17 protein-coding genes are annotated in these 22,590 nt (G+C 68.4%); 4 read left to right on the plus strand and 13 right to left on the minus strand.

Translation table 11 applies throughout. The annotated features are described in order from the left end of the window. Positions 1-51 precede the first annotated feature (51 nt). From leuS to LF262_RS01645, 4 genes are all read right to left on the minus strand, one after another. A complete protein-coding gene (gene leuS, locus LF262_RS01630) occupies positions 52-2,628 on the minus strand; it encodes a leucine--tRNA ligase (protein WP_372462731.1) in 2,577 nt (858 codons plus the stop codon). A gap of 159 nt (positions 2,629-2,787) precedes the next feature. Then, complete coding sequence (gene glpK / locus LF262_RS01635; protein ID WP_235778551.1) at positions 2,788-4,305, minus strand: glycerol kinase GlpK; 1,518 nt, start codon at positions 4,303-4,305, stop codon at positions 2,788-2,790. Positions 4,306-4,373: 68 nt separating this feature from the next. Further along, positions 4,374-5,126, minus strand: coding sequence for an MIP/aquaporin family protein (locus tag LF262_RS01640; RefSeq protein ID WP_235778552.1), 753 nt, complete (start codon positions 5,124-5,126; stop codon positions 4,374-4,376). Between the two features lie 70 nt (positions 5,127-5,196). Further along, positions 5,197-6,966, minus strand: a complete 1,770-nt coding sequence (locus LF262_RS01645) for a glycerol-3-phosphate dehydrogenase/oxidase (protein ID WP_235778553.1) — start codon at positions 6,964-6,966, stop codon at positions 5,197-5,199. A 103-nt stretch (positions 6,967-7,069) separates the two neighbouring features. Here LF262_RS01645 and LF262_RS01650 point away from each other — a divergent pair, with 103 nt between their 5' ends. Genes LF262_RS01650 through LF262_RS01665 form a run of 4 tightly spaced genes read left to right on the plus strand, consistent with a single transcriptional unit; the run spans position 7,070 to position 10,994 of the window. Continuing rightward, positions 7,070-8,092 (plus strand): sugar-binding transcriptional regulator, encoded by a 1,023-nt coding sequence (locus tag LF262_RS01650; protein ID WP_372462705.1) that lies wholly within the window; start codon positions 7,070-7,072, stop codon positions 8,090-8,092. Between the two features lie 40 nt (positions 8,093-8,132). Next, positions 8,133-8,981: an aldo/keto reductase gene (locus tag LF262_RS01655; RefSeq protein WP_235778554.1), complete on the plus strand. Its 849-nt coding sequence runs from the start codon at positions 8,133-8,135 to the stop codon at positions 8,979-8,981. A 19-nt stretch (positions 8,982-9,000) separates the two neighbouring features. Continuing rightward, the gene (locus tag LF262_RS01660) at positions 9,001-9,912 is read left to right on the plus strand and encodes an alpha/beta fold hydrolase (RefSeq protein ID WP_235778555.1); all 912 of its coding nucleotides are present in this window, start codon (positions 9,001-9,003) and stop codon (positions 9,910-9,912) included. Beyond that, entirely contained in the window at positions 9,909-10,994 is a 1,086-nt protein-coding gene (locus tag LF262_RS01665) for a glycosyltransferase family 4 protein (RefSeq protein ID WP_235778556.1), read from the plus strand. The genes LF262_RS01660 and LF262_RS01665 overlap by 4 nt, the downstream gene beginning before the upstream one ends. Positions 10,995-11,003: 9 nt before the next feature. Here the strand turns inward: LF262_RS01665 and LF262_RS01670 are convergent, their stop codons facing one another. The 9 genes from LF262_RS01670 to carA form a co-directional block, all read right to left on the minus strand. After that, positions 11,004-13,127 (minus strand): primosomal protein N' family DNA-binding protein, encoded by a 2,124-nt coding sequence (locus LF262_RS01670; protein ID WP_235778557.1) that lies wholly within the window; start codon positions 13,125-13,127, stop codon positions 11,004-11,006. An 18-nt stretch (positions 13,128-13,145) separates the two neighbouring features. Next, the gene (gene metK / locus LF262_RS01675; RefSeq protein WP_235779249.1) at positions 13,146-14,369 is read right to left on the minus strand and encodes a methionine adenosyltransferase; all 1,224 of its coding nucleotides are present in this window, start codon (positions 14,367-14,369) and stop codon (positions 13,146-13,148) included. A gap of 33 nt (positions 14,370-14,402) precedes the next feature. Beyond that, positions 14,403-15,740: a bifunctional phosphopantothenoylcysteine decarboxylase/phosphopantothenate synthase gene (locus tag LF262_RS01680; RefSeq protein ID WP_235778558.1), complete on the minus strand. Its 1,338-nt coding sequence runs from the start codon at positions 15,738-15,740 to the stop codon at positions 14,403-14,405. A 16-nt stretch (positions 15,741-15,756) separates the two neighbouring features. Then, complete coding sequence (gene rpoZ / locus LF262_RS01685) at positions 15,757-16,041, minus strand: DNA-directed RNA polymerase subunit omega (RefSeq protein WP_308190475.1); 285 nt, start codon at positions 16,039-16,041, stop codon at positions 15,757-15,759. Positions 16,042-16,082: 41 nt separating this feature from the next. Then, on the minus strand, positions 16,083-16,697 hold the full coding sequence (gmk, locus tag LF262_RS01690) for a guanylate kinase (RefSeq protein WP_235778559.1): 615 nt from the start codon (positions 16,695-16,697) through the stop codon (positions 16,083-16,085). Positions 16,698-16,746: 49 nt separating this feature from the next. Next, complete coding sequence (mihF, locus tag LF262_RS01695; RefSeq protein ID WP_235778560.1) at positions 16,747-17,061, minus strand: integration host factor, actinobacterial type; 315 nt, start codon at positions 17,059-17,061, stop codon at positions 16,747-16,749. A 113-nt stretch (positions 17,062-17,174) separates the two neighbouring features. Then, entirely contained in the window at positions 17,175-18,044 is an 870-nt protein-coding gene (gene pyrF, locus LF262_RS01700) for an orotidine-5'-phosphate decarboxylase (protein ID WP_235778561.1), read from the minus strand. Next, a complete protein-coding gene (gene carB, locus LF262_RS01705) occupies positions 18,037-21,390 on the minus strand; it encodes a carbamoyl-phosphate synthase large subunit (RefSeq protein ID WP_235778562.1) in 3,354 nt (1,117 codons plus the stop codon). Before carB ends, pyrF begins: the two co-directional genes overlap by 8 nt. Further along, entirely contained in the window at positions 21,390-22,580 is a 1,191-nt protein-coding gene (carA, locus tag LF262_RS01710; protein ID WP_235779251.1) for a glutamine-hydrolyzing carbamoyl-phosphate synthase small subunit, read from the minus strand. The genes carB and carA overlap by 1 nt, the downstream gene beginning before the upstream one ends. Positions 22,581-22,590 lie beyond the last annotated feature (10 nt).

Raw genomic sequence — 22,590 nt, forward strand, 5'->3', positions numbered from 1 at the left:
CCATGCGAGGGCCGGCAGTTCGCTGTCCTCAGCCATCGATCGCCGCCCGCATCACGCCGGGACGATATTGACCAGCTTCGGCGTCCGCACGATCACGGTCCGTACGCCACGGCCGTCGAGGATCCGCTGGACATTCCCTGACGCGAGCGCAAGCTCCCGCAGGTTCTCCTCCGTGATGTCGGGGGTGACCTCGAGGCGGTCGCGCACCTTGCCGGCAACCTGCACCACAGCAGTCACGGTCTCCTCGACGGTGAGCGACGGATCGTGCTGCGGCCATTGGGCGTTCGCCACCGAAGCCTCACGGCCAAGAGCGGCCCACATGTCCTCCGCCGTGTAGGGCGCGAACAGGCTCAGGATGATTGCCACGGTCTCTGCTGCCTCGCGCACGGCGGGGTCCCCGCCTCCCGGGCCGCTGTCGATCGCCTTGCGCGTCGCATTGACCAATTCCATGGCCTTGGCCACAACGACATTGAACTTGTGGGCGTCTAGCAGCTCTTCCGACTCGGCGATGGCCCTGTGGGTGGTGGCCCGCAGGGCCCGGTCCCCGGACGCAGGGTCACTCCCGGGAGCGCTCTTGACGTCCTGCGCCACACGCCACGCCCGGGCGAGGAACTTGGCCGAGCCCGAGGGCGAAACGTCTGCCCAGTCGACGTCGTCCTCCGGAGGGGAGGCGAACACCATGGTCAGGCGCACGGCGTCTACGCCGAAGGTGTCCAACTGCTCACCAAGGTCCACGCCGTTGCCCAGGGACTTGCTCATGGCCTTGCCACCGTTGAGCACTTGGCCCTGGTTCATGAGCGCGGCGAACGGCTCGTCTGCCTCGATGAGGCCCATGTCCTTGATGACCTTGGTGAAGAACCGGCTGTAGAGAAGGTGCAGGATCGCGTGCTCGACGCCGCCCACGTACTGCGCGACCGGCATCCAGTTCTTGGCTGCATCCGGATCAAACGGGCCCTCGGTGTAGTTGGGGGAAAGATAACGGAGGTAGTACCACGAGGAGTCGACGAAGGTGTCCATCGTGTCGGTGTCCCGCTTGGCGGGACGTCCGCAGCGGGGGCAGGTGACGTTGACCCAGTGCTCGGCCGCCGCCAGCGGGGAGGTGCCCTTCGGCGCCAACTGCTCGCCGCGCAGGTCATCCGGGAGTCGCACCGGGAGCTGGTCGTCGGGCACGGGCACTTCCCCGTCCACATCGCAGTGGATGATGGGGATGGGCGCACCCCAGAACCGCTGTCGGGACAGGAGCCAATCGCGCAGGCGGTAGTTGACGGTGCCCTCGCCGGTCCCGGCGGCCTCGACGATCTCGATCGCCTTGCTGATGCCCTCCGCCTTGCTCAAGCCGTCCAAGGGGCCCGAGTTCACGATGGTCCCCTCGCCGCTTGTCGCGATTCCGGACACCGCCGGGTCGTCCTCGCCGGTGTCAAGGACGGCGCGCACGGGAAGCCCGAACGCCCGGGCGAAGTCGAGGTCACGTTGATCGTGGGCCGGCACCGCCATGATCGCGCCTGTGCCGTAATCGGCCAGCACGTAGTCGGCCGCCCAGACGGGGAGCTTCTCCCCGCTGAGCGGATTGACCGCGTAGCGGCCCAGGAACACGCCGGTCTTCTCCCGGTCAGTGTTCTGGCGCTCGACCTCGCTCAGCGCCTTCACCCTGTCCTGGTAGTCCGCCAACGCCTGCGCCTGCTCTGGCGCGACAAGGTCGGCGGCAAGGTCGGAATCGGCCGCCACCACGAAGAAGGTTGCGCCGTAGAGGGTGTCCGGGCGGGTGGTGAAAACGGTGACTTCGTGCTGGGGCTTGGCGTCGGTGCCCTCGACCACGAACTGCACGTGCGCTCCCTCGGAACGGCCAATCCAATTGCGCTGCATGGCCAGCACGCGCTCTGGCCAGTGGCCCTCGAGCTCAGTCATGTCGTTCAGGAGCCGCTCAGCGTAATCCGTGATCCTGAAGTACCACTGGTTCAGTGCCTTCTTCGTCACCGGCGTCCCGCAGCGCTCGCACGCCCCGTTGACGACCTGCTCGTTCGCCAACACGGTCTGGTCCTTGGGACACCAGTTGACGGGGTGGTTCTTGCGATAGGCGAGGCCACGCTCATAGAACCGCAGGAACAGCCACTGCGTCCACCGGTAGTACTCGGGGTCGGAGGTCTGAAGCCGGCGGGACCAGTCCAGGCTCAGGGCATACCGCTTGAATGAGGCTGCCTGGGTCTCGATGTTCGCATACGTCCACTCAGCCGGGTGCGCGTTGCGCTTGATCGCGGCGTTCTCGGCGGGAAGGCCGAAGGAGTCCCATCCGATGGGGTGGAGCACATCGAATCCGCGGAGGCGCCAGTAGCGTGCCACGACGTCGCCCATCGCGAAGGCCTCGGCATGGCCCATATGGAGGTCGCCGGAGGGGTACGGGAACATGTCGAGCACGTAGCGGCGCTCGCGGCTGCCATCGTCCTTGGGGGCGAAGACGCCCAGCTCATCCCACACCGCAGGCCATTTGGCCTCCATCGCGGCAAAGCTGTACGCCGCCCCAGTCGACTGTTCAGCGACCTGCTCTTCGCTCACCGTGCTTCTCTCCACTTGTCTCTTCGTCCAGGCGTCCGCCTGCTTCCCTGCCCCTGACACACAAAAGCCCCTCGACATGGAGGGGCCGCCGCTTGCTGCTTGGGACCCGATTGGACCCATGCTGCAAGCGGCTATCGAAGCAGGAGGATGCCGCGCATAGCAGTCATCCTACCGCAGGAGCGGCGCACGACGGCGGTGTTCCCGCCGTTCGCGCGCCGCTCCCCCGGCGCCTGCCTGCTACTTCACATCGGCGTCAACCCAGTCCATCGACTTGCTTACGGCCTTCTTCCAGAGGCGCATCTGCCGCTCACGCTCGGCCTCGTCCATGCTCGGGCTCCAGCGCTTGTCTTCGCCCCAGTTCGCGGAGCACTCGCCGAGGTCCTTCCAGAACCCGACCGCGAGGCCCGCGGCGTATGCCGCCCCGAGCGCCGTGGTCTCAATCACCTTGGGCCGTACCACGTCGACGCCGAGGATGTCCGCCTGGAACTGCATCAGGGCGTCATTGGCGACCATGCCGCCGTCGACCTTCAGCTCGGCGAGAGGTACGCCCGAGTCGGCGTTGACTGCGTCGAGCACCTCGCGCGTCTGGAAGGCCGTCGCCTCGAGCGCTGCGCGGGCGATGTGCCCCTTGTTCACATACCGCGTGAGCCCGACGATCGCCCCGCGGGCGTCGGCGCGCCAATACGGCGCGAAGAGGCCGGAGAAGGCCGGGACGATGTAGACGCCTCCGTTGTCCTCGACGCTCTTCGCGAGCGTCTCGACCTCGGGCGCGCTGGAAATCATCCCGAGGTTGTCCCGCAGCCACTGGATGAGCGAGCCGGTGACGGCGATCGAGCCTTCGAGCGCGTAGTGCGGCTTCGCGTCGCCCAGCCTGTACCCGACAGTGGTCAGCAGGCCGTTCTTGGAGTGGACGATCTCCTCGCCGGTGTTGAAGATGAGGAAGCTGCCGGTGCCGTACGTGCTCTTGGCTTCGCCCGTTTCGAACGCCGCCTGGCCGAAGGTCGCCGCCTGCTGGTCGCCGAGGATGCCCGCGACGGGGACCTCCCGCAGGAGCTGGGAGGTATGGACGGCACCGTACGTCTCCGACGAGGATCGGATCTCGGGCATCATTGAGGCCGGAACGCCGAAGGCGTCGAGAATCTCGTGGTCCCAGGAGAGCGTCTCGAGGTCCATGAACATGGTGCGGGAGGCGTTGGTCACGTCCGTCGCGTGAACGCCTCCATTCGGACCGCCGGTGAGGTTCCACAGGACCCAGGCATCGGTGTTCCCGAAGAGGAGGTCCCCAGCCTCGGCCTTTGCCCGTGCACCCTCGACGTTGTCGAGGATCCACTTGATCTTCGTCCCGGAGAAGTAGGTGGCGAGTGGGAGCCCGACCTTCTCCTTGAAGCGTTCGACGCCGCCCTCCGCCGCGAGCTCGTCCACGATGGACTGAGTTCGGGTGTCCTGCCAGACGATCGCGTTGTACACGGGCTCTCCCGTGTTCTTGTCCCACACGACCGCTGTCTCGCGCTGGTTGGTGATCCCGACAGCGACGATGTCGTGCCGGGTCAGGTTCGCCTTTGAGAGGGCCTGCCCGACCACCTCTCGGGTGTTGTCCCAGATCTCCTGGGGATTGTGCTCGACCCATCCCGCCTGCGGAAAGATCTGCTCGTGCTCGAGCTGGCCCGTGGAGACGATGGCTCCCGAATGGTCGAAAACGATGGCCCGGGTACTCGTTGTGCCCTGGTCGATGGCGATGACGTACTGCTCTGGCATTCTCATGGCTCCTTTGGCTGAGTGCTGGAAGGGATGTACGGGTGCAACTGCGGGCGGTCCAGGCCCTGCTAATGGACCACCGACGCGAAGATCTGAGGCGTCCATCGGGCCAGGAGGCCGGCAATGGCGCCGCCCGCGAGCGGTCCGACGACCGGGATCCACGCGTAGCTCCAGTCGCTTGACCCGTTGCCCTTGATGGGCAGGAGGGCATGCGCGATGCGCGGGCCGAGATCGCGGGCGGGGTTGATCGCGTAGCCGGTCGGGCCTCCGATCGATACGCCGATGCCGACGACGAGGAGGGCAACGGCGAGCGGACCGAGGCCGGACGGGGTTCCACCGAACGAGAGGATGACGAACACGAGCACGAACGTGCCGATGACCTCAGTGACGACGTTCCAGCCGTTGCTGCGGATCGCAGGGCCGGTGGAGAAGGTCCCGAGCTTGTTGGCCGGATCGTCCTCGTGGTCGAAGTGCTGCTTGCATGCGAGCCAGCACAGCACCGCGCCGATGAACGCTCCGAGCAGCTCCCCTCCGAAGTACGTCAGCGTTGAGGCGACGTCCACCGTGACGCCCGGCGCGTATTCTGCGTTGCCGTGGATGAGGAGGCCGAGCGTGACGGCCGGATTGAGGTGGGCACCGGACTTCGCGGCGATGAAGACGCCTGAGAAGACCGCGATCCCCCAGCCCCATGTCACCATGAGGAACCCGCCCGCGTAGCCCTTGGTTCCCTTGAGCGCGACGTTGGCGACGACGCCGCAGCCGAGCAAGGTGAGCATTCCGGTGCCGAGCACTTCGGATAGGAAGACCAGTCCTAGGGACATCATGTGGCTCCTTGTGTTGTTCGGGTGCCGCCCGGGACCACGCTGGCCCCGGGGTGTGGTGCGATGCGCTTCAGGCGACCAGATGGTCGGTCACCACGCGGTGGCGGTCGGCCAGCGTGGCGAGCGCGTGCTGGACCTCCCGCCGGGTCTGCTGTCCGTCCCAGCCGAGGGGCCCAGCGAGATGCCGTGACACCTCGTTGACGAGCTCAGCCGTCACAAGCCCCCGGAAGGCCAGGGAGGTGCGACGGATGAGGATGTCGATGGCGTGCCCCAGGTGCTCGTGCTCCGCCATCCACGCCAGCTCTCGGACACTTACCTCCTTGGTGCTCCGCAGCAGACAGTCGTCTCCTTCGTTCAGGAAGTCAATGACTTCCGAAGCCCTTGTTCCATACCGGGCGAGGAGGATCTCGGCGCGTGCGGCGTCGATCCCGCCCCGGGTGTGCGACGCGATCCAGGCCCGTGCCTGGCTTGGCGTGGCGGGGTAGTCCCGCCCGCCCCCGATGGGGAGTTCGCGGGTGCTCACGGTGCGCGGACGGCCGACGAGGGCGAGGACCTCGTCGGCGAGGTGTTCGGACAGTGCGCGGAAGGTGGTCCACTTACCGCCCACGAGGCTCAGGACCGTCGGCCCGCGGCCGCCGCCGAGCACGGCACGCTCGATCCGGTAGTCGCGCGAGACGAATCCCGGAGCGGTGTCATCGTGCCGCGGAAGCGGCCTGACGCCGGAGAACGTATAGACGATGCTGCGGCGGTCGACGGAAACCGAGGGGAAGACATGGCGGATGAGGTCGAAGAAGTACTCGATCTCTTCGTCGGTGCACGTGGGATTCAGGTTGTTGCCTGCGTCCACATCAGTGGTGCCGACCAGGACGCGATCGCCCATCGGGTAGATCAGCACGATCCGGCCGTCGCGGTGCTCGAAGAAGATCTCCCGACCCGCGCAGGCGGCGAGCAGGTCCGGATTGTCCACGACGATGTGTGAGCCCTTCGTCCCGCCCATGAAGCGGCTGGCGGTTCCGATGGCGCCGTTGGTCTCGTCGACCCACGCCCCCGTCGTGTTGACCACGACGTCCGCCGTGAAGTCGAACTCCTCTCCGGTGAGCTCGTCGCGGAGGCGCACTGCCGCGCCCCCGTGCGCTCCCTCGCCTGTGCCGGACGCGAGGCCGATGGCGGAGAGGTAGTTGGCGGCGCGGGCGTGCGGACCGGCGGCTAGGCCGTCGTGTAGGACATCGAGGGTGAGCCGCTCGGGGTTGTGCACGGACGCGTCGAAATAGGTGGCCGTGTACTTCAGGTCCGGCCGCAGGCGCGGCAGCTCCGCCAGGGCTTTCTTCCGGCCGAGGAAGCGGTGGCGCGGAACGGCGCGGCCCTCGCGCGAGAACGCGTCGTAGAGGCTCAGGCCGATCTTGATCAGCACTGCGCCTCGCTCGCGGGGCTTCCCTGATCGGTGCGTCAGGAAGCGCAGGGGCGCATTCAGGATGCCGGAGAAGGTCGAAAAGATGGGGATGGTGGTCTGCAGGGGCTTGACGTAGTGCGGTGCGACGCGGAGGAGTCGGTTGCGTTCCACCACTGATTCCTGGACGAGCCGGAATTCGCCGTTCTCGAGGTATCGGATGCCGCCGTGGATCATGTGCGACGACGCTCCGGAGGCGCCCTCGCAGTAGTCACCGCGTTCTACGAGGACCACATCGACGCCCTGGAGGGCGAGATCGCGGAAGGTCCCGACGCCATTGATTCCACCGCCGATGACGAGCACCTGCGCTTGGGGGCGCTGCCTCAGTCCGGCGACGGCTGGACGCCGTGCTGCGGATGGCGTTGCAGCAGAGTGGGCGGGGTTCGTGGTCACTGGATCTCCTTGTCACGGGCATTTTTCGGCGCCTGCAGCTATTCTTCGAAGATCTGCACATGAAGTTCAAGAACGCTGCACGAATGTGCAAGGAGGACCCGGGATGCCACCTCTGGATCAGGACGGAAATCGCCCGGGGCTGAGAGAAAGCTCACAGAACGCGGTCTCCCGCAAGCATCAGGACGCACTTTTGGCCGCCCGGCTGTACTACCTGCAGGACCTGACGATGGACCGAATCGCGCGCCAGCTGCGCACATCCCGCTCCACCGTCTCCCGGCTCCTCTCCTTCGCGCGGGAGGAAGGGCTCGTGCAAATCCAGATCAACAGCCCCATCGATTCGGCTGTCGAGCTCGAAGCCGCGATCGCCGAGCGGTTCGGCATCATGGACCGCGCCGTCCACGTTGTACCCCAGGTCGAGAATCTCAACGAGGCTGAGACGCAGGACCGGGTCGCGATGTACGCGGCCCGCTCCCTCACGCCACTCGTCGCCTCCCAGACCGTCATCGGCATCGCGTGGGGATCGACCCTGAGCGCCATGAGCCGGTACCTCAGTCGCAAGCCCACCCACGGCACGACCGTTGTGCAGCTCAATGGCGCGGCGAACACCCAGACCATGGGACTCGGCTACGCGAGCGAGATCATGCGCCGGTTCGGCCGGGCGTTCGACGCCGACGTCGAGGAGTTCCCTGTCCCCGCCTTCTTCGACCGCTCGGACACCAAGCAGTGGATGTGGGCGGAGCGCAGCGTCCGTCGTGTCCTCGACGTCCAGGCGCGAATGTCCCTCGCGCTGTTCGGTGTCGGCTCGGTCGGTGCGGACGTCCCGAGCCATGTGTACTCGGGCGGCTATCTCGACAACGCCGACCTCGACTCCCTCGCGGCCGAGGGCGTCGTGGGGGACGTGGCAACGGTCTTCTTCCGCGCGGATGGGTCCTCCGACGGAATCAGCCTCAACGCGCGCGGCACCGGCCCGGACTTTGACGCCCTGAGGAGGGTGCCGCGCAGGCTGTGCGTTGTCTCAGGCGCAGCCAAGGCGGCTGCGCTCCGCGGCGCCCTCCACGCCGAACTCGTCACCGACCTGATAGTGGACGAGGCGACGGGACGGGCGTTGCTCGCCGAGCAGGCCTAGGAACGCTTGGGGCCAACGGGGCACCGGTAGGGTGGAGACCATGAGCGCCTCACCTACGGTCCGGCTGGCGAGCGGGGCCGAGATGCCCCAGCTCGGCTTCGGACTGTACAAGGTTCCGGCCGAGGACGCGGAGCGTCTGGCCGCCGCTGCTCTCGGGGCAGGCTATAGAAGCCTGGACACAGCCGCCATGTATGGGAACGAGGAGGGGGTCGGGCGTGCCGTGCACAGCGCAACGCACGACGGCGCGCTCTCCCAGCGCCTGCAACGCGCCGACATCTTCGTCACCACCAAGGTGTGGAACACCGACCAGGGGTACGACGCCACGCTGGAGGCCTTCGACCGCAGCCAGACAGCCCTCGGCCTCGATGTGGTGGACCTCTACCTCATCCATTGGCCCTGCCCGCGGCTCGGTCTGTATGTCGAGACTTACCGCGCGCTCGGCAGGCTCCTGTCTGAGGGGCGCGTCCGGGCGATTGGCGTGAGCAACTTCCAGCCCGAGCATCTTCTGCGCCTCACCGACGAAATCGGCGTGGCGCCCATGGTGAATCAGATCGAGCTGCACCCGTGGCTCCAGCAGCGCGAGCTGCGCGGCCTCCACGCTGAGCTCGGCATCGCCACGGAGGCCTGGTCCCCGCTCGCACGCGGTCAGGTCCTGCAGGATCCGGTGCTCGCCGAGATCGCCTCCGCCCATGGCGTCAGCGTGGCACAGGCGGTGATCCGGTGGCATGTGCAGGAGGGAAACATCGTGATCCCGAAGGCGAGCAGCGCGCAGCGGATAGCCGAGAACGCGGACGTCTTCGGATTCGAGCTCACCGATGCGGAGTGCGAGCGGATCGCTGGGCTGGACCGCGGCCTCCGTGTGGGCTCCCACCCGGACAACGTCAACTAGCGCCACCACGGAGATGTCCATGACCCTGAGCGTCCCTTTTCTCTCCGGCCGTCTGCGCGATCGCGAGCACCGCAGGATGGTCGAGGTGAGCGGCTCCTCCACGGCCGTCTTCACCTACGAGCCCGTCGGCTCGGCCGACTCAGCCGCTGCACCGACGATCCTGGCCGTGCACGGCTTCCGCGGCACCCACCATGGCCTGCTCCGCATCGTCGACGCGCTGCCCGCCGTGCGCGTGGTCATGCCGGATCTGCCGGGCTTCGGCGCCTCCTCGCCACTGGCCGGCGAGCACGGCATCACGGGCTACGGGGACTGGCTGGCGGCTCTGGCGGATGCGCTGGGGCTCGGGCCGGACACCGTACTGCTCGGACACTCCTTCGGCTCGATCGTGGTCGCGCACTTCCTGGCTGCCCACCCCGGACGCTTCGGACGGCTCGTGCTCGTCAACCCCATCTCCGCTCCCGCGCTCGAGGGCCCGCAGGCGGCGGCGAGCAGACTGGCGGAGCTCTACTACTGGGGTGCGGCGAAGCTCCCGGCGCGGCTCGGCACAGGCCTGCTGCGAAGCCGCGCCGTCGTGCGCCTCATGAGTGAGGTCATGGCGAAGACGCGGGACTCGCAGCTGCGTGCCTTCGTCCACGCGCAGCACCGCGAGCACTTCAGTGAGTTCGCCACCCGTGCCTCCCTCCTCGAGTCCTTTCGCGCATCCATCTCGCACCACGCGGCAGAAGTGGCCGAGGCCTTGACCCTGCCGGTGCTCCTCATCGCCGGAGAGCGGGACGAGGTGGCGGCCTTGCCGGAGGTGCGGCGCCTGAATGCACGCCTGCAGGATTCACGGCTCACCGTGATCCCCGGGGTGGGCCATCTCATCCACTACGAGACGCCCGAGCCCGCCGCAGCGGCCATCGCAGCCTTCCTCGAGGAGACCGCCGCATGAGGATTCTGATCGACGCCCGCTTCACCCGCACGGACCAGCACGACGGCATCAGCCGGTTCGGCGCGAGCCTCATCCAGGCTGTCGCACAGCGCGCCGAGGTCGCCATGCTCATCAGCGACGAGCGGCAGCTCGCACTGCTCCCAGACGTCCCCCACGTCAAGGCCACCAGCCCGCTGTCCCCCGCCGAGCTGTTCATCGCAGCGCAGGTCAATCGCCTCAAGCCCGATGTCGTGTTCTGCCCCATGCAGACCATGGGCTCCTGGGGCCGCCAGTATCCCCTCATCCTGACCCTGCACGATCTCATCTACTACGAGCACCCGAAGCCGCCGGGCTTCCTGCCCGCTCCCGTGCGCCTCCTGTGGAGGCTGTACCACAAGGCGTACTGGCCGCAACGCCTCCTGCTGAACCGCGCCGACGTGGTCGCGACGGTAAGCCATACGACCCGCTGGCTCATGTCGGAGAAGCGGCTGACCCGGCGTCCCGTGCGCATCGTGGGCAACGCCCCTCAGGGCGGCCGCGAGCCGCGCTCGCTGACTGCCGGGGCGGACAAGACCCTCCTCTACATGGGCTCCTTCATGCCGTACAAGAACGTGGAGACCGTCCTTGCGGGAATGGGACGCCTCCCGGACTACGAGCTACACCTCCTCTCCCGCATTTCGCCCACGCGGCGCGACGAGCTCGAGGCACAGATTCCGGCGGGGGCGCGCGTCGTCTTCCATGACGGCGTGTCCGACGCGGAGTACGAGGCCCTCCTGCACCGCACAACCGCACTCGTGAGCCTTTCGCGCTCGGAGGGCTACGGCTTGCCGCTCGTCGAGGCCATGAGCCTCGGCACTCCCGTGATCGCCAGTGACATCCCGATCTTTCGCGAGGTCGGCGGAGTGGGCGCCACCTTCGTCGACCCGGACTCCCCCGCTGACTTTGCCGCGGCCGTCCGTGGGCTCGAGGCCCCGGGTGCCTGGGAGGCTGCCTCCGCCGCCGCCAGGACCCAGGCAGCCGCATTCAGCTGGGACGCCTCGGCGGACGCGCTGCTGGCAGCCGCGGAAGAGGCCATCGACGCCTTCAGGCGGCGCAGGGACTGAACCGGCCGTTCAGATCACGTCCGGGGCGTCCACCCGGAGCGTGACAGGCCCGGCGGACCGGCGCGCGGCCAACGAGGTGCGCACTGCGCGCAGCCCGCGCGTCACGGCAGGACCCATGGTGATGGGGAAGAACACGAGCGCCTGTGCAGGGTCGCCATCGACAGGTCCCGCAACCCGTATGCCGGGCAGGGACACCGTTTCGCCCGCCTCGGCGAGGAGTGCTTCGACGTCGCCGAGCGCCCCGGTCACGGCGGCGATCCGAACCGCTGGCGGCAGGCCAAGCTCCCGGCGCAGCGCGAGTTCACGGCCGGCAAATCCTGCAGGATCCCAGCGGACGAGCGCCGCAAGGGCCTCGCTCTCCCCCGCAGTGATGATCACGCGGCCGCCCTTGGACGCGGGCCGCACGAGGGCTGCGGCGTTGAGCCAACGGCGCAGCGCTTCCTCGGGTGCCCTGAGGCTCTCGCGGCGCAGGAGCGTCTCACCGTCGAGCAGGAGTGCGGCGGCATAGCCCTCGGGTGCCACAGGCTCGGCTCCTACGGTCGATACCACGAGGGCCGGTGATCCAGCGACCTCTGACTTGACGGAATCACCGGAAGACGTGACAACGATCGCACCGGGGAACGCGCGCCCGAGCTCCTCGGCCGTCCTGAGGGCCCCGATGGCGGCGCGGCGCAGGGAATGGCTGCCGCAGACGCGGCATGAAAAGGCAAGCTCGGGTGTGCCGCACCAGCGGCACGCGATGAGTCGTTCCCGCCCGGAAGCCTGCTCGGACAGGGGACCCGCACAGTGCCTGCAACGAGCAGGCTCGCGGCAGCGCGAGCACGCGAGCGAGGGGGCGTACCCGCCGCGGGCCACCTGGACGAGTACTGGGCCCTCTCCGAGTGCCTCCCGCGCTGCCTGCCACGCCGCATGCGGAAGGCGCGCGATGCGGGCAAGAGGATCGCGGGCGGACTCCACGCTGTCCGCCGTGCTCGTGACCCTCGGCAGGGCCTCACGCAGCACGGACCGCTCGGCGGCGATCCGCTGGAGCCACCCGGACTCGACGAGCCGCTCGGCCTCGACCGAGACGGTGTGTCCGGCGAGGAGCAGGGCGCAGCCGGTCTGCTCGGCGCGCAGGAGGAGGACTTCTCGGGCGTGGAAGTAGGGCGCTCTGGGCTCGAGGTGGAGGTCGTCGCCGTCGTCCCAGCAGACCACGAGTCCAAGGTCCTTCACGGGGGCGAACACCGCGGACCGGGTGCCGACCGCCACCGACGATGCACCGGTCAACAGCTCGAGGAACGCCCGGGACCGGGTGCTCGGACCGTCCTCGGCGGACAGCCGGACCACGGGCTCGCCGGGCAGCGCCGCCTCGACGGCGGCCTGGACACGCAGCAGGTCGCGGCGGTCGGGCACGACCACGAGTGCCCCCCTTCCGGAGGACCGGGCGGCGGCGACTGCCGCGGCGATCGTCTGGGGCCACGCGTCCTCGCCGTAGCCCTTCACCGCTTGGAGGACGGCGCGGGGGCGCCCACCGGCCGCCAGGTGGCGCAGGAACGCTACGCCGTTGCGCAGGCGCCCCCACGCCCGCGCGTCCCGGACCCCGACGGGAGTCGGGGCAGCTGCGGGAGGCGCGGCGGCGTCGTCGTGCGTCTGTTCCCCCTCGGGCGCGGTGCTGGCCTCGGTGGAGGCGCGCGCCGCGAACTCCGCCTCGACCCGAGCTGCCCTGGGCGGGACGGCGAGCCTTAGGACGTCGCCCAGCGCGCCGGACCAACGCTCGGCCACAGCGCCGGCGAGGTCCGTGATCTCCTGGGTGAGGACCGGGAGAGGCGAGAGGACCGCCCCCAGCGGGGCGAGGCTCACTCCGGCGTCCGAGGTCTCGCGGCGTTCGAGCAGGAAGCCGACATGCTGGCGTCCCGCGACCCGGACCCTCACACGCACGCCAGGCACGGCCGCGGCATCCAAGTCCTCGGTCACGAGATAGTCAAACGGACGGTCCAGCTGGGGCAGCGGTGACTCGACGCACACGCGCGCGACCGGCAGGCTCGCGGCGGGCCTCGGCCCCGCGGGCGCGGGCTCTGTGAGGGGGAAGCCGCTCAGGAGGGACGGCTGCACGGGTTGATCGGCTGACTCCGTATGCGGCTGGCTGGCAGTCATTGCGGCGCCTCACGCGCCTTAAGCGCCGAAGAAGTCCTTGAGCTCCTGGACACGGTCGAGTCGCTCCCAGGTGAAGTCTGGCTCTTCGCGGCCGAAGTGGCCGTGGGCGGCAGTCTTCGCGTAGATCGGGCGCTTGAGGTCCAGCGCCTCGATGATCGCCTTGGGACGCAGGTCGAAGACCTCGTTGATCGCGGCACTGATGCGCAGGGGATCGACGCTCTCCGTGCCGAAGGTCTCGACGTAGATGCCCACGGGACGCGCCTGTCCGATCGCATACGCGACCTGGATCTCGGCACGGCGTGCGAGGCCCGCTGCGACCACATTCTTCGCGACCCATCGCATTGCATACGCGGCCGAGCGGTCGACCTTCGAGGGGTCCTTGCCAGAGAAGGCGCCGCCACCGTGGCGCGCGAACCCGCCGTACGTGTCCACGATGATCTTGCGGCCGGTCAGGCCGGCGTCGCCCACGGGGCCGCCGATGATGAACGCGCCCGCGGGGTTGAGAATGCTGCGCACGTGGTCGGATTCGAGCTCGGCCATCGCCAGGACAGGCTTGACCACGTGTTCCGCGATGTCGGCACGGAGGGTTGCAAGGTCGGTGCCCTCGGCGTGCTGGCTTGAGATGACCACCGTCTCGACGCTCACGGGGGTATCGCCGTCGTACCCGACCGTGGCCTGCGTCTTGCCATCCGGCCGGAGATATCCGAGCTCGCCGCTCTTGCGCACCTCGGTGAGACGCTCGGAGAGCCTATGGGCGAGCCAGATCGGCGTGGGCATGTAGGAGGCGGTCTCGTCGGAGGCATAGCCGAACATGATGCCCTGGTCGCCGGCGCCCTGGAGGTCGTATTCGTCCACCATCATGCCCTCGCGGGCCTCGAGGGAGTTGAACACGCCCTCGAAGATGTCCGAGGACTGCTGGCCGATCGACACGGACACCCCGCAGCGAGCGCCGTCGAAGCCGTTCGCGGACGAGTCGTAGCCGATGCCCAGGATGGTGTTGCGCACGATCTGCGGGATCTCGACGTACGCGTCGGTGGTGACCTCGCCCGCGACGTGCACGAGTCCCGTTGTCGCCATCGTCTCGACGGCCACCTTCGAGTCCGGATCCGCAGCCAGGAGCGCGTCGAGGATCGCGTCGCTGATCTGGTCGCAGATCTTGTCAGGATGCCCCTCGGTCACGGATTCGGAGGTGAAGAGGCGCAGCGCCGACAGACGAGAAGGAGCCAGGCCGGAAGGGGTCATGCCGAAGTCGGGAGCGTGGGTCACTGGTCCACTCTACTGGCTTGTCCCGCCGTGCTGTGCGGCCCCAGTGCGCTGCGCGACTTCCCGCGCAATGCGGCGCACGACGGCGCGCGCGACCTCGTCCTTGCTGCCCGCCACGCGCTCTGAGCCGCCACCGTCGCGGGAGAGGATCAGCACGGAATTGCGCTCCTGCCCGAAGACTCTCTCCTGCCCGGCATCGTCTGCTCCGACCTCGTTGAGCACGAGGAGCTCGCACCCCTTGCGGGTGAGCTTCGCCATGCCGTACTCGAGGACACTCCCTCCGGCGTCGCCGGTCTCGGCCGCGAAGCCCACGATGAGCTGGCGCGGCTCGTCGTTGTCCCTGCGCCGAACCAGGTCAACCAGGATGTCCGGGTTGCGCACGAGGGCGATGACCGGGTCCGCGGCATCGTCGCGCTTCTTGATCTTGCTGGACAGCCGCTCGGACGGACGGAAGTCGGCCACCGCGGCGGCCATGACAATCACGTCCGCTCCGGGCGCGTGGGCGAGCATCGCCTCGCGCAGCTCGAGGGCGGAGTCCACGCGCACCACGTCAACGCCCACCGGCGGAGGGACGTCGATGTGGGCGGCGACGAACGTCACATTCGCCCCCGCGGCGACAGCCGCCCGCGCAACTGCCGCGCCTTGTTTGCCGGAGGAACGATTTCCGAGGAACCGCACCGGGTCAAGCGGCTCACGGGTCCCGCCTGCGGACACGATGACGCGCCTGCCCACAAGGTCCGAGCCGGCCAGGCCCTCGAGGGCGCGGTCCGCGCTCAGGCGGTCTGCGGCGTCGTGCGCGGCTTCTTCCGACGACGCGCCTTCCTGCGGGATGACGAGTGCGAGGGCCGCGGCGAAGATCTCCTCAGGCTCGGGCAGCCGGCCCGGCCCAGTGTCGGGTCCAGTGAGCCTGCCGACCGCAGGCTCGAGGATGTGGACGCCACGTTCGCGCAGGAGCGCCACGTTGGCCTGGGTCGCCGGGTTCCGCCACATCTCCGTGTGCATGGCGGGCGCGAGCAGCACCGGGCAGTGCGCCATGAGGAGCGTATTGGTCAGAAGGTCGTCGGCGTGCCCGCCGGCCGCCCTCGCGATGAGGTCCGCCGTCGCTGGGGCCACGACGACGAGTTCGGCCTCGTGGCCGAGACGGACGTGGTTCACGGTCTCGACGGCTTCGAAGACGTCCGTGCGCACGGGCTTGCCCGAGAGCGCCTCCCACGTCGCCTTGCCGACGAACTTGAGCGCTGCCTCCGTGGGCACCGCGGTGACGCTGTGCCCGGCCTCCGTGAACAGCCTCAGCAGCAGGGCTGCCTTGTAGGCGGCGATGCCGCCGCCTACCCCCAGGACAATGCGCACGCGCCCGGCCTCCTGCCTACTGGTCCTCGGACTCCGCCGCTGAGTCCTCCTCGGCCGCGGGGTTCGCGACGAGGAGGCCATCGTTGATCTCGCGCAGGGCGATCGAGAGCGGCTTCTCGTTAAGCTTCGTGTCCACGAGCGGACCGACGTACTCGAAGAGGCCCTCATGGAGCTGGGCATAGTAGGCGTTGATCTGGCGGGCGCGCTTGGCGCCGAAGATCACGAGGCCGTACTTCGAGTCAGACTTCGTCAGAAGGTCGTCGATCGGCGGGTTGATGATGCCTTCGGGGTTCGAGGACACGGTAGATCTCCAATGCTCTTCGTAGTGGGAATGCCAGCGCGCTAATGCGACGCCTGACGGGCGTGCGGCGTCAGCCCCATGAGTGACACAAGCTCGTCTGCCGCGCGCTTCACGTCGTCGTTGACGATCGTGACATCGAATTCGGGCTCGGCAGCGAGTTCTATTTTAGCCGTTTCGAGACGGCGCTGCTGTTCTTGGTCGCTTTCGGTGCCGCGGCCGCGGAGCCGGCGGACCATCTCGTCCCAGCTTGGGGGCGCCAGGAACACGAAGCGGGCGTCCGGCATGGCGGACTTGACTTGGCGCGCACCCTGCAGATCGATCTCGAGCAGGACGTGCCGGCCGGCCGCGATCGCCTCCTCGACCGTGCGACGCAGCGTCCCATAGCGGTTCTGGCCGTGGACCACGGCCCACTCGAGGAACGCCCCCTCGGCGACGAGCCGGTCGAACTCCTCCGGAGCGATGAAGAAGTAGTGGACGCCGTCCGTTTCTCCTTCCCGGGGCGGACGGGTCGTCGCGGAGACGGACAGCCAGACCTCCGGATACGTGTCGCGGATGTAGGTCGACACGGTCCCCTTGCCAACTGCCGTGGGTCCCGCGAGCACGGTCAGCCCGCTGTTCCAGCCGTCGCGTGCTTGGCCGCGCTGTTTTTGGTCCACGCTGTCCCTTCGTCGTGGCCCGCTGCGCCGACGGCGCCGCGGTTCTGTCTCAACCTTCTAGGAAATCTACCAGCGCACGCCGCTGATGGACGCCGAGCCCTCTCAACCGGCGGCTGGGGGCGATGCCGAGGGAGTCTAGGATCGCGAGGGCCCGCACGGGCCCGACGCCGTGGAGGCACTCGAGCATCTCGGTGACTTTCAGGCGGGCGAGAGCCTCATCCCGGGGCGCCCGAGCGAGAAGCTCTTCGACCGTCAGTTCCCCCGAGCGCAGGGCTGCCTTGGCCCGCGACCGGGCGCCGCGGGCCTCCATCGCCTTGCCTAGTGCGGCACGTCTGGCCTCCGGCGTGAGGGGTTCCAGGGCCATAGCGCCACCTCCGTGCTCACCTCGGTGCCCAATGAGGGCCCGCGCCGACGCGTGGCGAAGGGCGGGCATACTCGAACGTAGACCCGCCCGCGCGCGCTTGGCAATGCGCGGGTTCAGGCAGAAAGCCCCTCGAGGGTCAGCTCAGCCCGAGTGCGCACACCTGCGGCGCCCGGACCTCCGGCCAGGATGTCCCTGCTCGAGGTGCCGAGGACCCGTCCGTAGGCCGCGCCGAATGTCTCCCGGAGCACCGCCGGCGTCGCCCCTTGTGCACCGAGCCCCGGCGCGAGGATGGGACCCCCCACCCTGGCGAGGTCAAGGCCGAGCCGGGTGACCGCCTCGCCCACGGTGGCGCCCACCACGAGTCCCACCGACCCGTGCCCGCCCGAGGCCCCGGGGTATCGGCGGTTCTCGGCGGCCGCCGCCTCGACGATACGTCGCGCCACCGAGTCCGCGCCGCCGACGTGCTGCACCGACGCACCCTCCGGATTGGATGTGAGTGCGAGCACGAACACACCGCGGCCGGTCTCGGCCGCGAGGTCCAGCGCCGGGCGCAGCGATTCAAAGCCGAGGTAGGGGCTCAGCGTCACGGCGTCCGCGGCGAGGGGCGAGCCCTCCCCCAGCCAGGCCTCTGCGTACGCGGCCATGGTCGAGCCGATGTCACCGCGCTTGGCATCGGCGATGGTCAGCAGCTCCGCGTCGCCCGCTGCCGCGAGGAGTTCCTCGAGTGCGGCGATCCCGGCGGACCCGTGGCGCTCGTACAGCGCCACCTGCGGCTTGAGCGCCGCGGCCACGTCGGCGACTGCCTCGAGGACCGTCGCCGAGAAGCTCCGCAGGCCGTCGGCGTCGTCCGTGAGGCCCCACGCCGCGAGGAGCGACGGATGCGGATCGACGCCAACGCACAGCGGCCCGCGCCGCTGGACGGCAACGGCAAGCCGCTCGCCGAATGGCGAGCGGCTCGCACTGGCGTGGGAAGGCTCAGGCATGTGCCGGCTCCGCAGCAGCGATGTCCGCCCTCGCCGCGGCTGCGTTGGCCCGCAGGGTGGCCTCGTGCTCCTGCAGGCTTGTCACGCTCCACTCGAAGCTGCGCATGGCCTCGATCGCCAGGACCGCGAAATTGAACTCCGCGACGGTGGTGATGCACGGCTTGCCGTTTGACGTCGCGGCCGCCCGGATCTCATAACCGTCCCCGCGAGCGGTGCCCCCCGACGGGGTGTTGAACACCATGTCCACCGTGCCGTCGTTGATGAGGTCCACAATCGTCCCCTCGACGGCAGCGGTGCCCGCGGACGTGCCGGAGCCGTCGGTGACCTTGCGCACCACCGTCGCGGCGATCCCGTTGCGGTTCAGCACCGCGGCCGTGCCGCCCGTCGAGAGGATGTCGAAGCCCAGGTCTGAGAGCTTCTTGACGGCCATGATGATCGAGCGCTTGTCCCGGTTCGCGACCGAGACGAAGACCCGGCCCGAGGTCGGCAGGGCGCTGTTCGCAGCGGCCTGGCTCTTTGCGAAGGCGGTGTCGAAGTGCTTGTCAATGCCCATAACCTCGCCGGTGGAACGCATCTCCGGGCCGAGCAGGCTGTCCACGACCGTACCCTCGGGCGTGCGGAAGCGGCTGAACGGGAGGACGGCCTCCTTGACGGCGACCGGGGCGTTCGCAGGCAGAGCCCCACCGTCGCCCGTCTCCGGAAGCATGTGGTACGCGCTCCGGAGCTGCTTGATGGTCACCCCCGTACCGATGAGGGCGGCTGCCTTCGCGAGCTGGACTCCCGTCGCCTTCGAGACGAACGGAACCGTGCGGGATGCGCGGGGGTTGGCCTCAAGCACGTACAGGACATCCGAGGCAAGGGCGAACTGGATGTTGATGAGGCCTCGCACGCCCACTCCCTGCGCGATCGCCTCGGTCGCCGTACGGACGCGCTCGGCAACATCGGTGCCCAAGGTCACCGGCGGGAGCACGCACGCCGAGTCTCCCGAGTGGATCCCAGCCTCCTCGATGTGCTCCATGATGCCGCCCAGGTACAGGTCGGTGCCGTCGTAGAGTGCGTCAACGTCGATCTCGATCGCGTCCTCGAGGAACCGGTCGATCAGGACCGGGTGATCCGGGGTGATCTCGGTGGCGTTGTCGATGTAACGGTGGAGGTTGTCCTCGTCGTAGACGATCTCCATGCCCCGGCCGCCGAGGACGTAGGAGGGGCGGACCAGCACCGGATAGCCGATCTCGTCGGCAACCCTCTTGGCCTCGTCGAAGGAAACAGCGGTGCCGTTCTTCGGGGACACGAGCCCAGCGTCGTCGAGCACCTTCGCGAAGGCCCCCCGGTGCTCGGCGAGGTCGATCGCCTCGGGAGAGGTTCCGAGGATCGGCACGCCCGCGTCCGCGAGCTGCTGCGCGAGCTTGAGCGGGGTCTGGCCTCCGAGCTGCACGAACACGCCGATGACGCCGCCGGTGCGCTCCTCCGCCGCAATCACCTCGAGGACGTCCTCGAGCGTGAGTGGCTCGAAGTAGAGCCGGGTCGAGATGTCGTAGTCGGTCGAGACGGTCTCGGGGTTGCAGTTGATCATGACCGTCTCGTAGCCGGCCTTGCGCAGGGCCATCGTGGCGTGGACGCACGAGTAGTCGAACTCGATGCCCTGGCCGATCCGGTTCGGACCCGAGCCGAGAATGATGATCGACGGCTTCTTGTGGAGCTCGACCTCGTCCTCCTCGTCATAGGACGAGTAGTGGTAGGGCGTGTAGGCCGCGAACTCGGCCGCGCACGTGTCCACCGTCTTGTAGACGGGCCGGATGCCGAGGGCTTGCCGGACGCCGCGGACCACGGCCTCGGAGGAGTGTGTGAGGGTGCCGATCTGCTCGTCGGAGAAGCCATGGCGCTTGGCGAGGCGCAGTACATCCTCGGTGAGGGACGGGGCAGCCCTGATCTCAGCCGCGACTTCGTTGAGCAGCACCAGCTGGTCCAGGAACCAGGGATCGATCGTGGTCGCCTCGTACAGGTCCTCGACGCTCGCTCCGCCCAGCAGCGCGCGCTGGACCTGTGCGAGCCGGTCCGTGCTGGGCCGCTTGGCCTTCTCGACGAGTTCGGCGACTTCATAGTCCGGCACCGGCGAGAAGTCGAGCTGCGCGCCCCTTTGCTCGAGCGAGCGAAGGGCCTTCTGGAGCGCCTCGGTGAAGTTGCGGCCGAGGGCCATCGCCTCGCCGACGCTCTTCATCGTGGTCGTGAGCGTCGGGTCCGCCGCCGGGAACTTCTCGAACGCGAAGCGCGGAACCTTGACGACGACGTAGTCCAGGGTCGGCTCGAAGCTCGCCGGAGTCTTCTGGGTGATGTCGTTCGGGATCTCGTCGAGCGTGTACCCGAGCGAGAGCTTAGTGGCGATCTTCGCGATGGCGAAGCCAGTGGCCTTCGACGCGAGCGCCGAGGAGCGGGACACGCGCGGGTTCATCTCGATGACCACGACGCGGCCCGTCGCGGGCTCGACAGCGAACTGGATGTTGCAGCCGCCGGTGTCGACGCCCACTTCGCGGATGACGGCGATCGCGACGTCGCGCAGCTTCTGGTACTCGCGGTCGGTGAGGGTCAGGGCCGGGGCAACCGTGATCGAGTCACCCGTGTGGACGCCGACCGGGTCGAAGTTCTCGATCGAGCACACCACCACGACGTTGTCGTTCTTGTCGCGCATCATCTCGAGCTCGTACTCCTTCCAGCCGAGGATGCTCTCCTCGAGGAGTACCTCGGTGGTCGGGCTGTACTGGAGGCCCGCACCGGCGATCCGGTGCAGGTCCTCCTCGTTGTACGCCATGCCCGACCCGAGGCCGCCCATGGTGAAGGACGGGCGGACGACGAGCGGGTAGCCGAGATCCTCGGCCGCGACGAGCGCCTCGGACATAGAGTGCACGATGTGGCTGCGGGCACTCTCTGCGCCGCAGCGTTGGACGACACCCTTGAACTTCTCGCGGTCCTCACCGAGCTCGATCGCCTCGATGTTGGCGCCGATGAGCTCGACCTCGTATTTGGCGAGGACGCCCGCCTTGTCCAGGGCGATCGCCGTGTTCAGGGCCGTCTGCCCGCCGAGGGTGGGAAGGATCGCATCAGGACGCTCCTTAGCGATGATCTTCTCGACGACATCCGGGGTGATCGGCTCCACGTAGGTCGCATCCGCGAACTCCGGATCGGTCATGATCGTGGCCGGGTTCGAGTTGACGAGGATGACGCGAAGGCCCTCCTCCTTCAGCACCCGCAGGGCCTGTGTGCCCGAATAGTCAAACTCCGCGGCCTGCCCGATCACGATCGGGCCCGAGCCGATGACCAGGACGCTGTTCAGGTCTGTGCGTTTCGGCATTACTTCGCTTCCTCGGTCTCGGAGGGGGTGGATTCTGCGGCGGCCGCAGTGGTTTCCATCATGTCGATGAATCGGTCGAACAGGTAAGCGGCGTCGTGCGGACCCGCGGCGGCCTCGGGGTGGTACTGCACGGAGAATGCCGGAATGTCGAGGCACGCGAGGCCCTCGACGACCTGGTCGTTGAGGCTGATGTGGCTCACCTCAACGCGCCCGTACCGCTCCTCGGGCGCGACCGTCGTGCCCTCGAGCGGCGCGTCGACCGCGAACCCGTGGTTCTGGCTCGTGATCTCGACCTTGCCAGTGCGGCGGTCCATGACGGGCTGGTTGATCCCGCGGTGGCCGTAGCGCAGCTTGTAGGTGCCGAAGCCGAGGGCGCGGCCCAGGATCTGGTTGCCGAAGCAGATCCCGAAGTAGGGAAGCCTCTCGTCCAGGACAGCCCGGAGGAGCCGTACCTGGGCGTCCGCCGTCGCAGGGTCGCCTGGGCCGTTGGACATGAAGAATCCGTCGGGGTCAACGGCCTTGACGTCGTCCGCCGTGGCCGTGGCAGGGAGCACGTGCACACGGACTCCCCGCTGTGCTAGGCGGTGCGGGGTCATGGCCTTGATGCCAAGGTCGATGGCCGCGATGGTGAACCGGGGCTCCCCCTCCCAACCGTGCTCTGACGGCTCGACGGTGTATGCCTCGTCGACGCTCACTTCTTCCGCGAGGCGCGAACCCTCCATCGGCGCGCTTGCGAGCACGTCGTCGAGCAGTTCCCTGTCCGTGCGCAGGGCGGCGTCTCCGGAGAAGATCGCGGCGCGCATCGTCCTGTGCTCGCGAAGGTGACGTGTGATTGCTCGAGTGTCCACGCCTTGGATTCCCACGATTCCCTGCTGCATCAGCTCCTCGTCGAGGCTTCGCTCGCTGCGCCAGTTGGAGGGGCGGCGCGCCGGGTCACGGACCACGTAGCCCGCAACCCAGACGCGGCGCGACTCGGCATCCTCGCGGTTCACACCCGTGTTGCCAATGTGCGGTGCGGTCTGCACCACGATCTGGCGCGCGTAGGAAGGATCGGTGATCGTCTCCTGGTACCCGGTCATGCCGGTCGCGAAGACAGCCTCGCCGAGCGTGGTGCCCACGAGGCCATAGCTGTGCCCACGGAACATCTTCCCGTCCTCGAGGACGAGGACCGCCGGCTCCTTCGGGGCCATCTGCCGAGTT

Origin of the sequence: Sinomonas notoginsengisoli, from assembly GCF_021554725.1 — a bacterium.
GTDB classification, from domain to species: Bacteria; Actinomycetota; Actinomycetes; order Actinomycetales; family Micrococcaceae; genus Sinomonas; species Sinomonas notoginsengisoli.

Excerpts from the sequence above, each read along its gene's own strand:
- leuS (WP_372462731.1), bottom strand. The coding sequence starts at position 2,628 with ATGTCGAGGGGCTTTTGTGTGTCAGGGGCAGGGAAGCAGGCGGACGCC.
- glpK (WP_235778551.1), bottom strand. The coding sequence starts at position 4,305 with ATGCCAGAGCAGTACGTCATCGCCATCGACCAGGGCACAACGAGTACC.
- LF262_RS01640 (WP_235778552.1), bottom strand. The coding sequence starts at position 5,126 with ATGTCCCTAGGACTGGTCTTCCTATCCGAAGTGCTCGGCACCGGAATG.
- LF262_RS01650 (WP_372462705.1), top strand. The coding sequence starts at position 7,070 with ATGCCACCTCTGGATCAGGACGGAAATCGCCCGGGGCTGAGAGAAAGC.
- LF262_RS01655 (WP_235778554.1), top strand. The coding sequence starts at position 8,133 with ATGAGCGCCTCACCTACGGTCCGGCTGGCGAGCGGGGCCGAGATGCCC.
- LF262_RS01660 (WP_235778555.1), top strand. The coding sequence starts at position 9,001 with ATGACCCTGAGCGTCCCTTTTCTCTCCGGCCGTCTGCGCGATCGCGAG.
- LF262_RS01665 (WP_235778556.1), top strand. The coding sequence starts at position 9,909 with ATGAGGATTCTGATCGACGCCCGCTTCACCCGCACGGACCAGCACGAC.
- LF262_RS01670 (WP_235778557.1), bottom strand. The coding sequence starts at position 13,127 with ATGACTGCCAGCCAGCCGCATACGGAGTCAGCCGATCAACCCGTGCAG.
- metK (WP_235779249.1), bottom strand. The coding sequence starts at position 14,369 with ATGACCCCTTCCGGCCTGGCTCCTTCTCGTCTGTCGGCGCTGCGCCTC.
- mihF (WP_235778560.1), bottom strand. The coding sequence starts at position 17,061 with ATGGCCCTGGAACCCCTCACGCCGGAGGCCAGACGTGCCGCACTAGGC.
- pyrF (WP_235778561.1), bottom strand. The coding sequence starts at position 18,044 with ATGCCTGAGCCTTCCCACGCCAGTGCGAGCCGCTCGCCATTCGGCGAG.
- carB (WP_235778562.1), bottom strand. The coding sequence starts at position 21,390 with ATGCCGAAACGCACAGACCTGAACAGCGTCCTGGTCATCGGCTCGGGC.
- carA (WP_235779251.1), bottom strand. The coding sequence starts at position 22,580 with ATGGCCCCGAAGGAGCCGGCGGTCCTCGTCCTCGAGGACGGGAAGATG.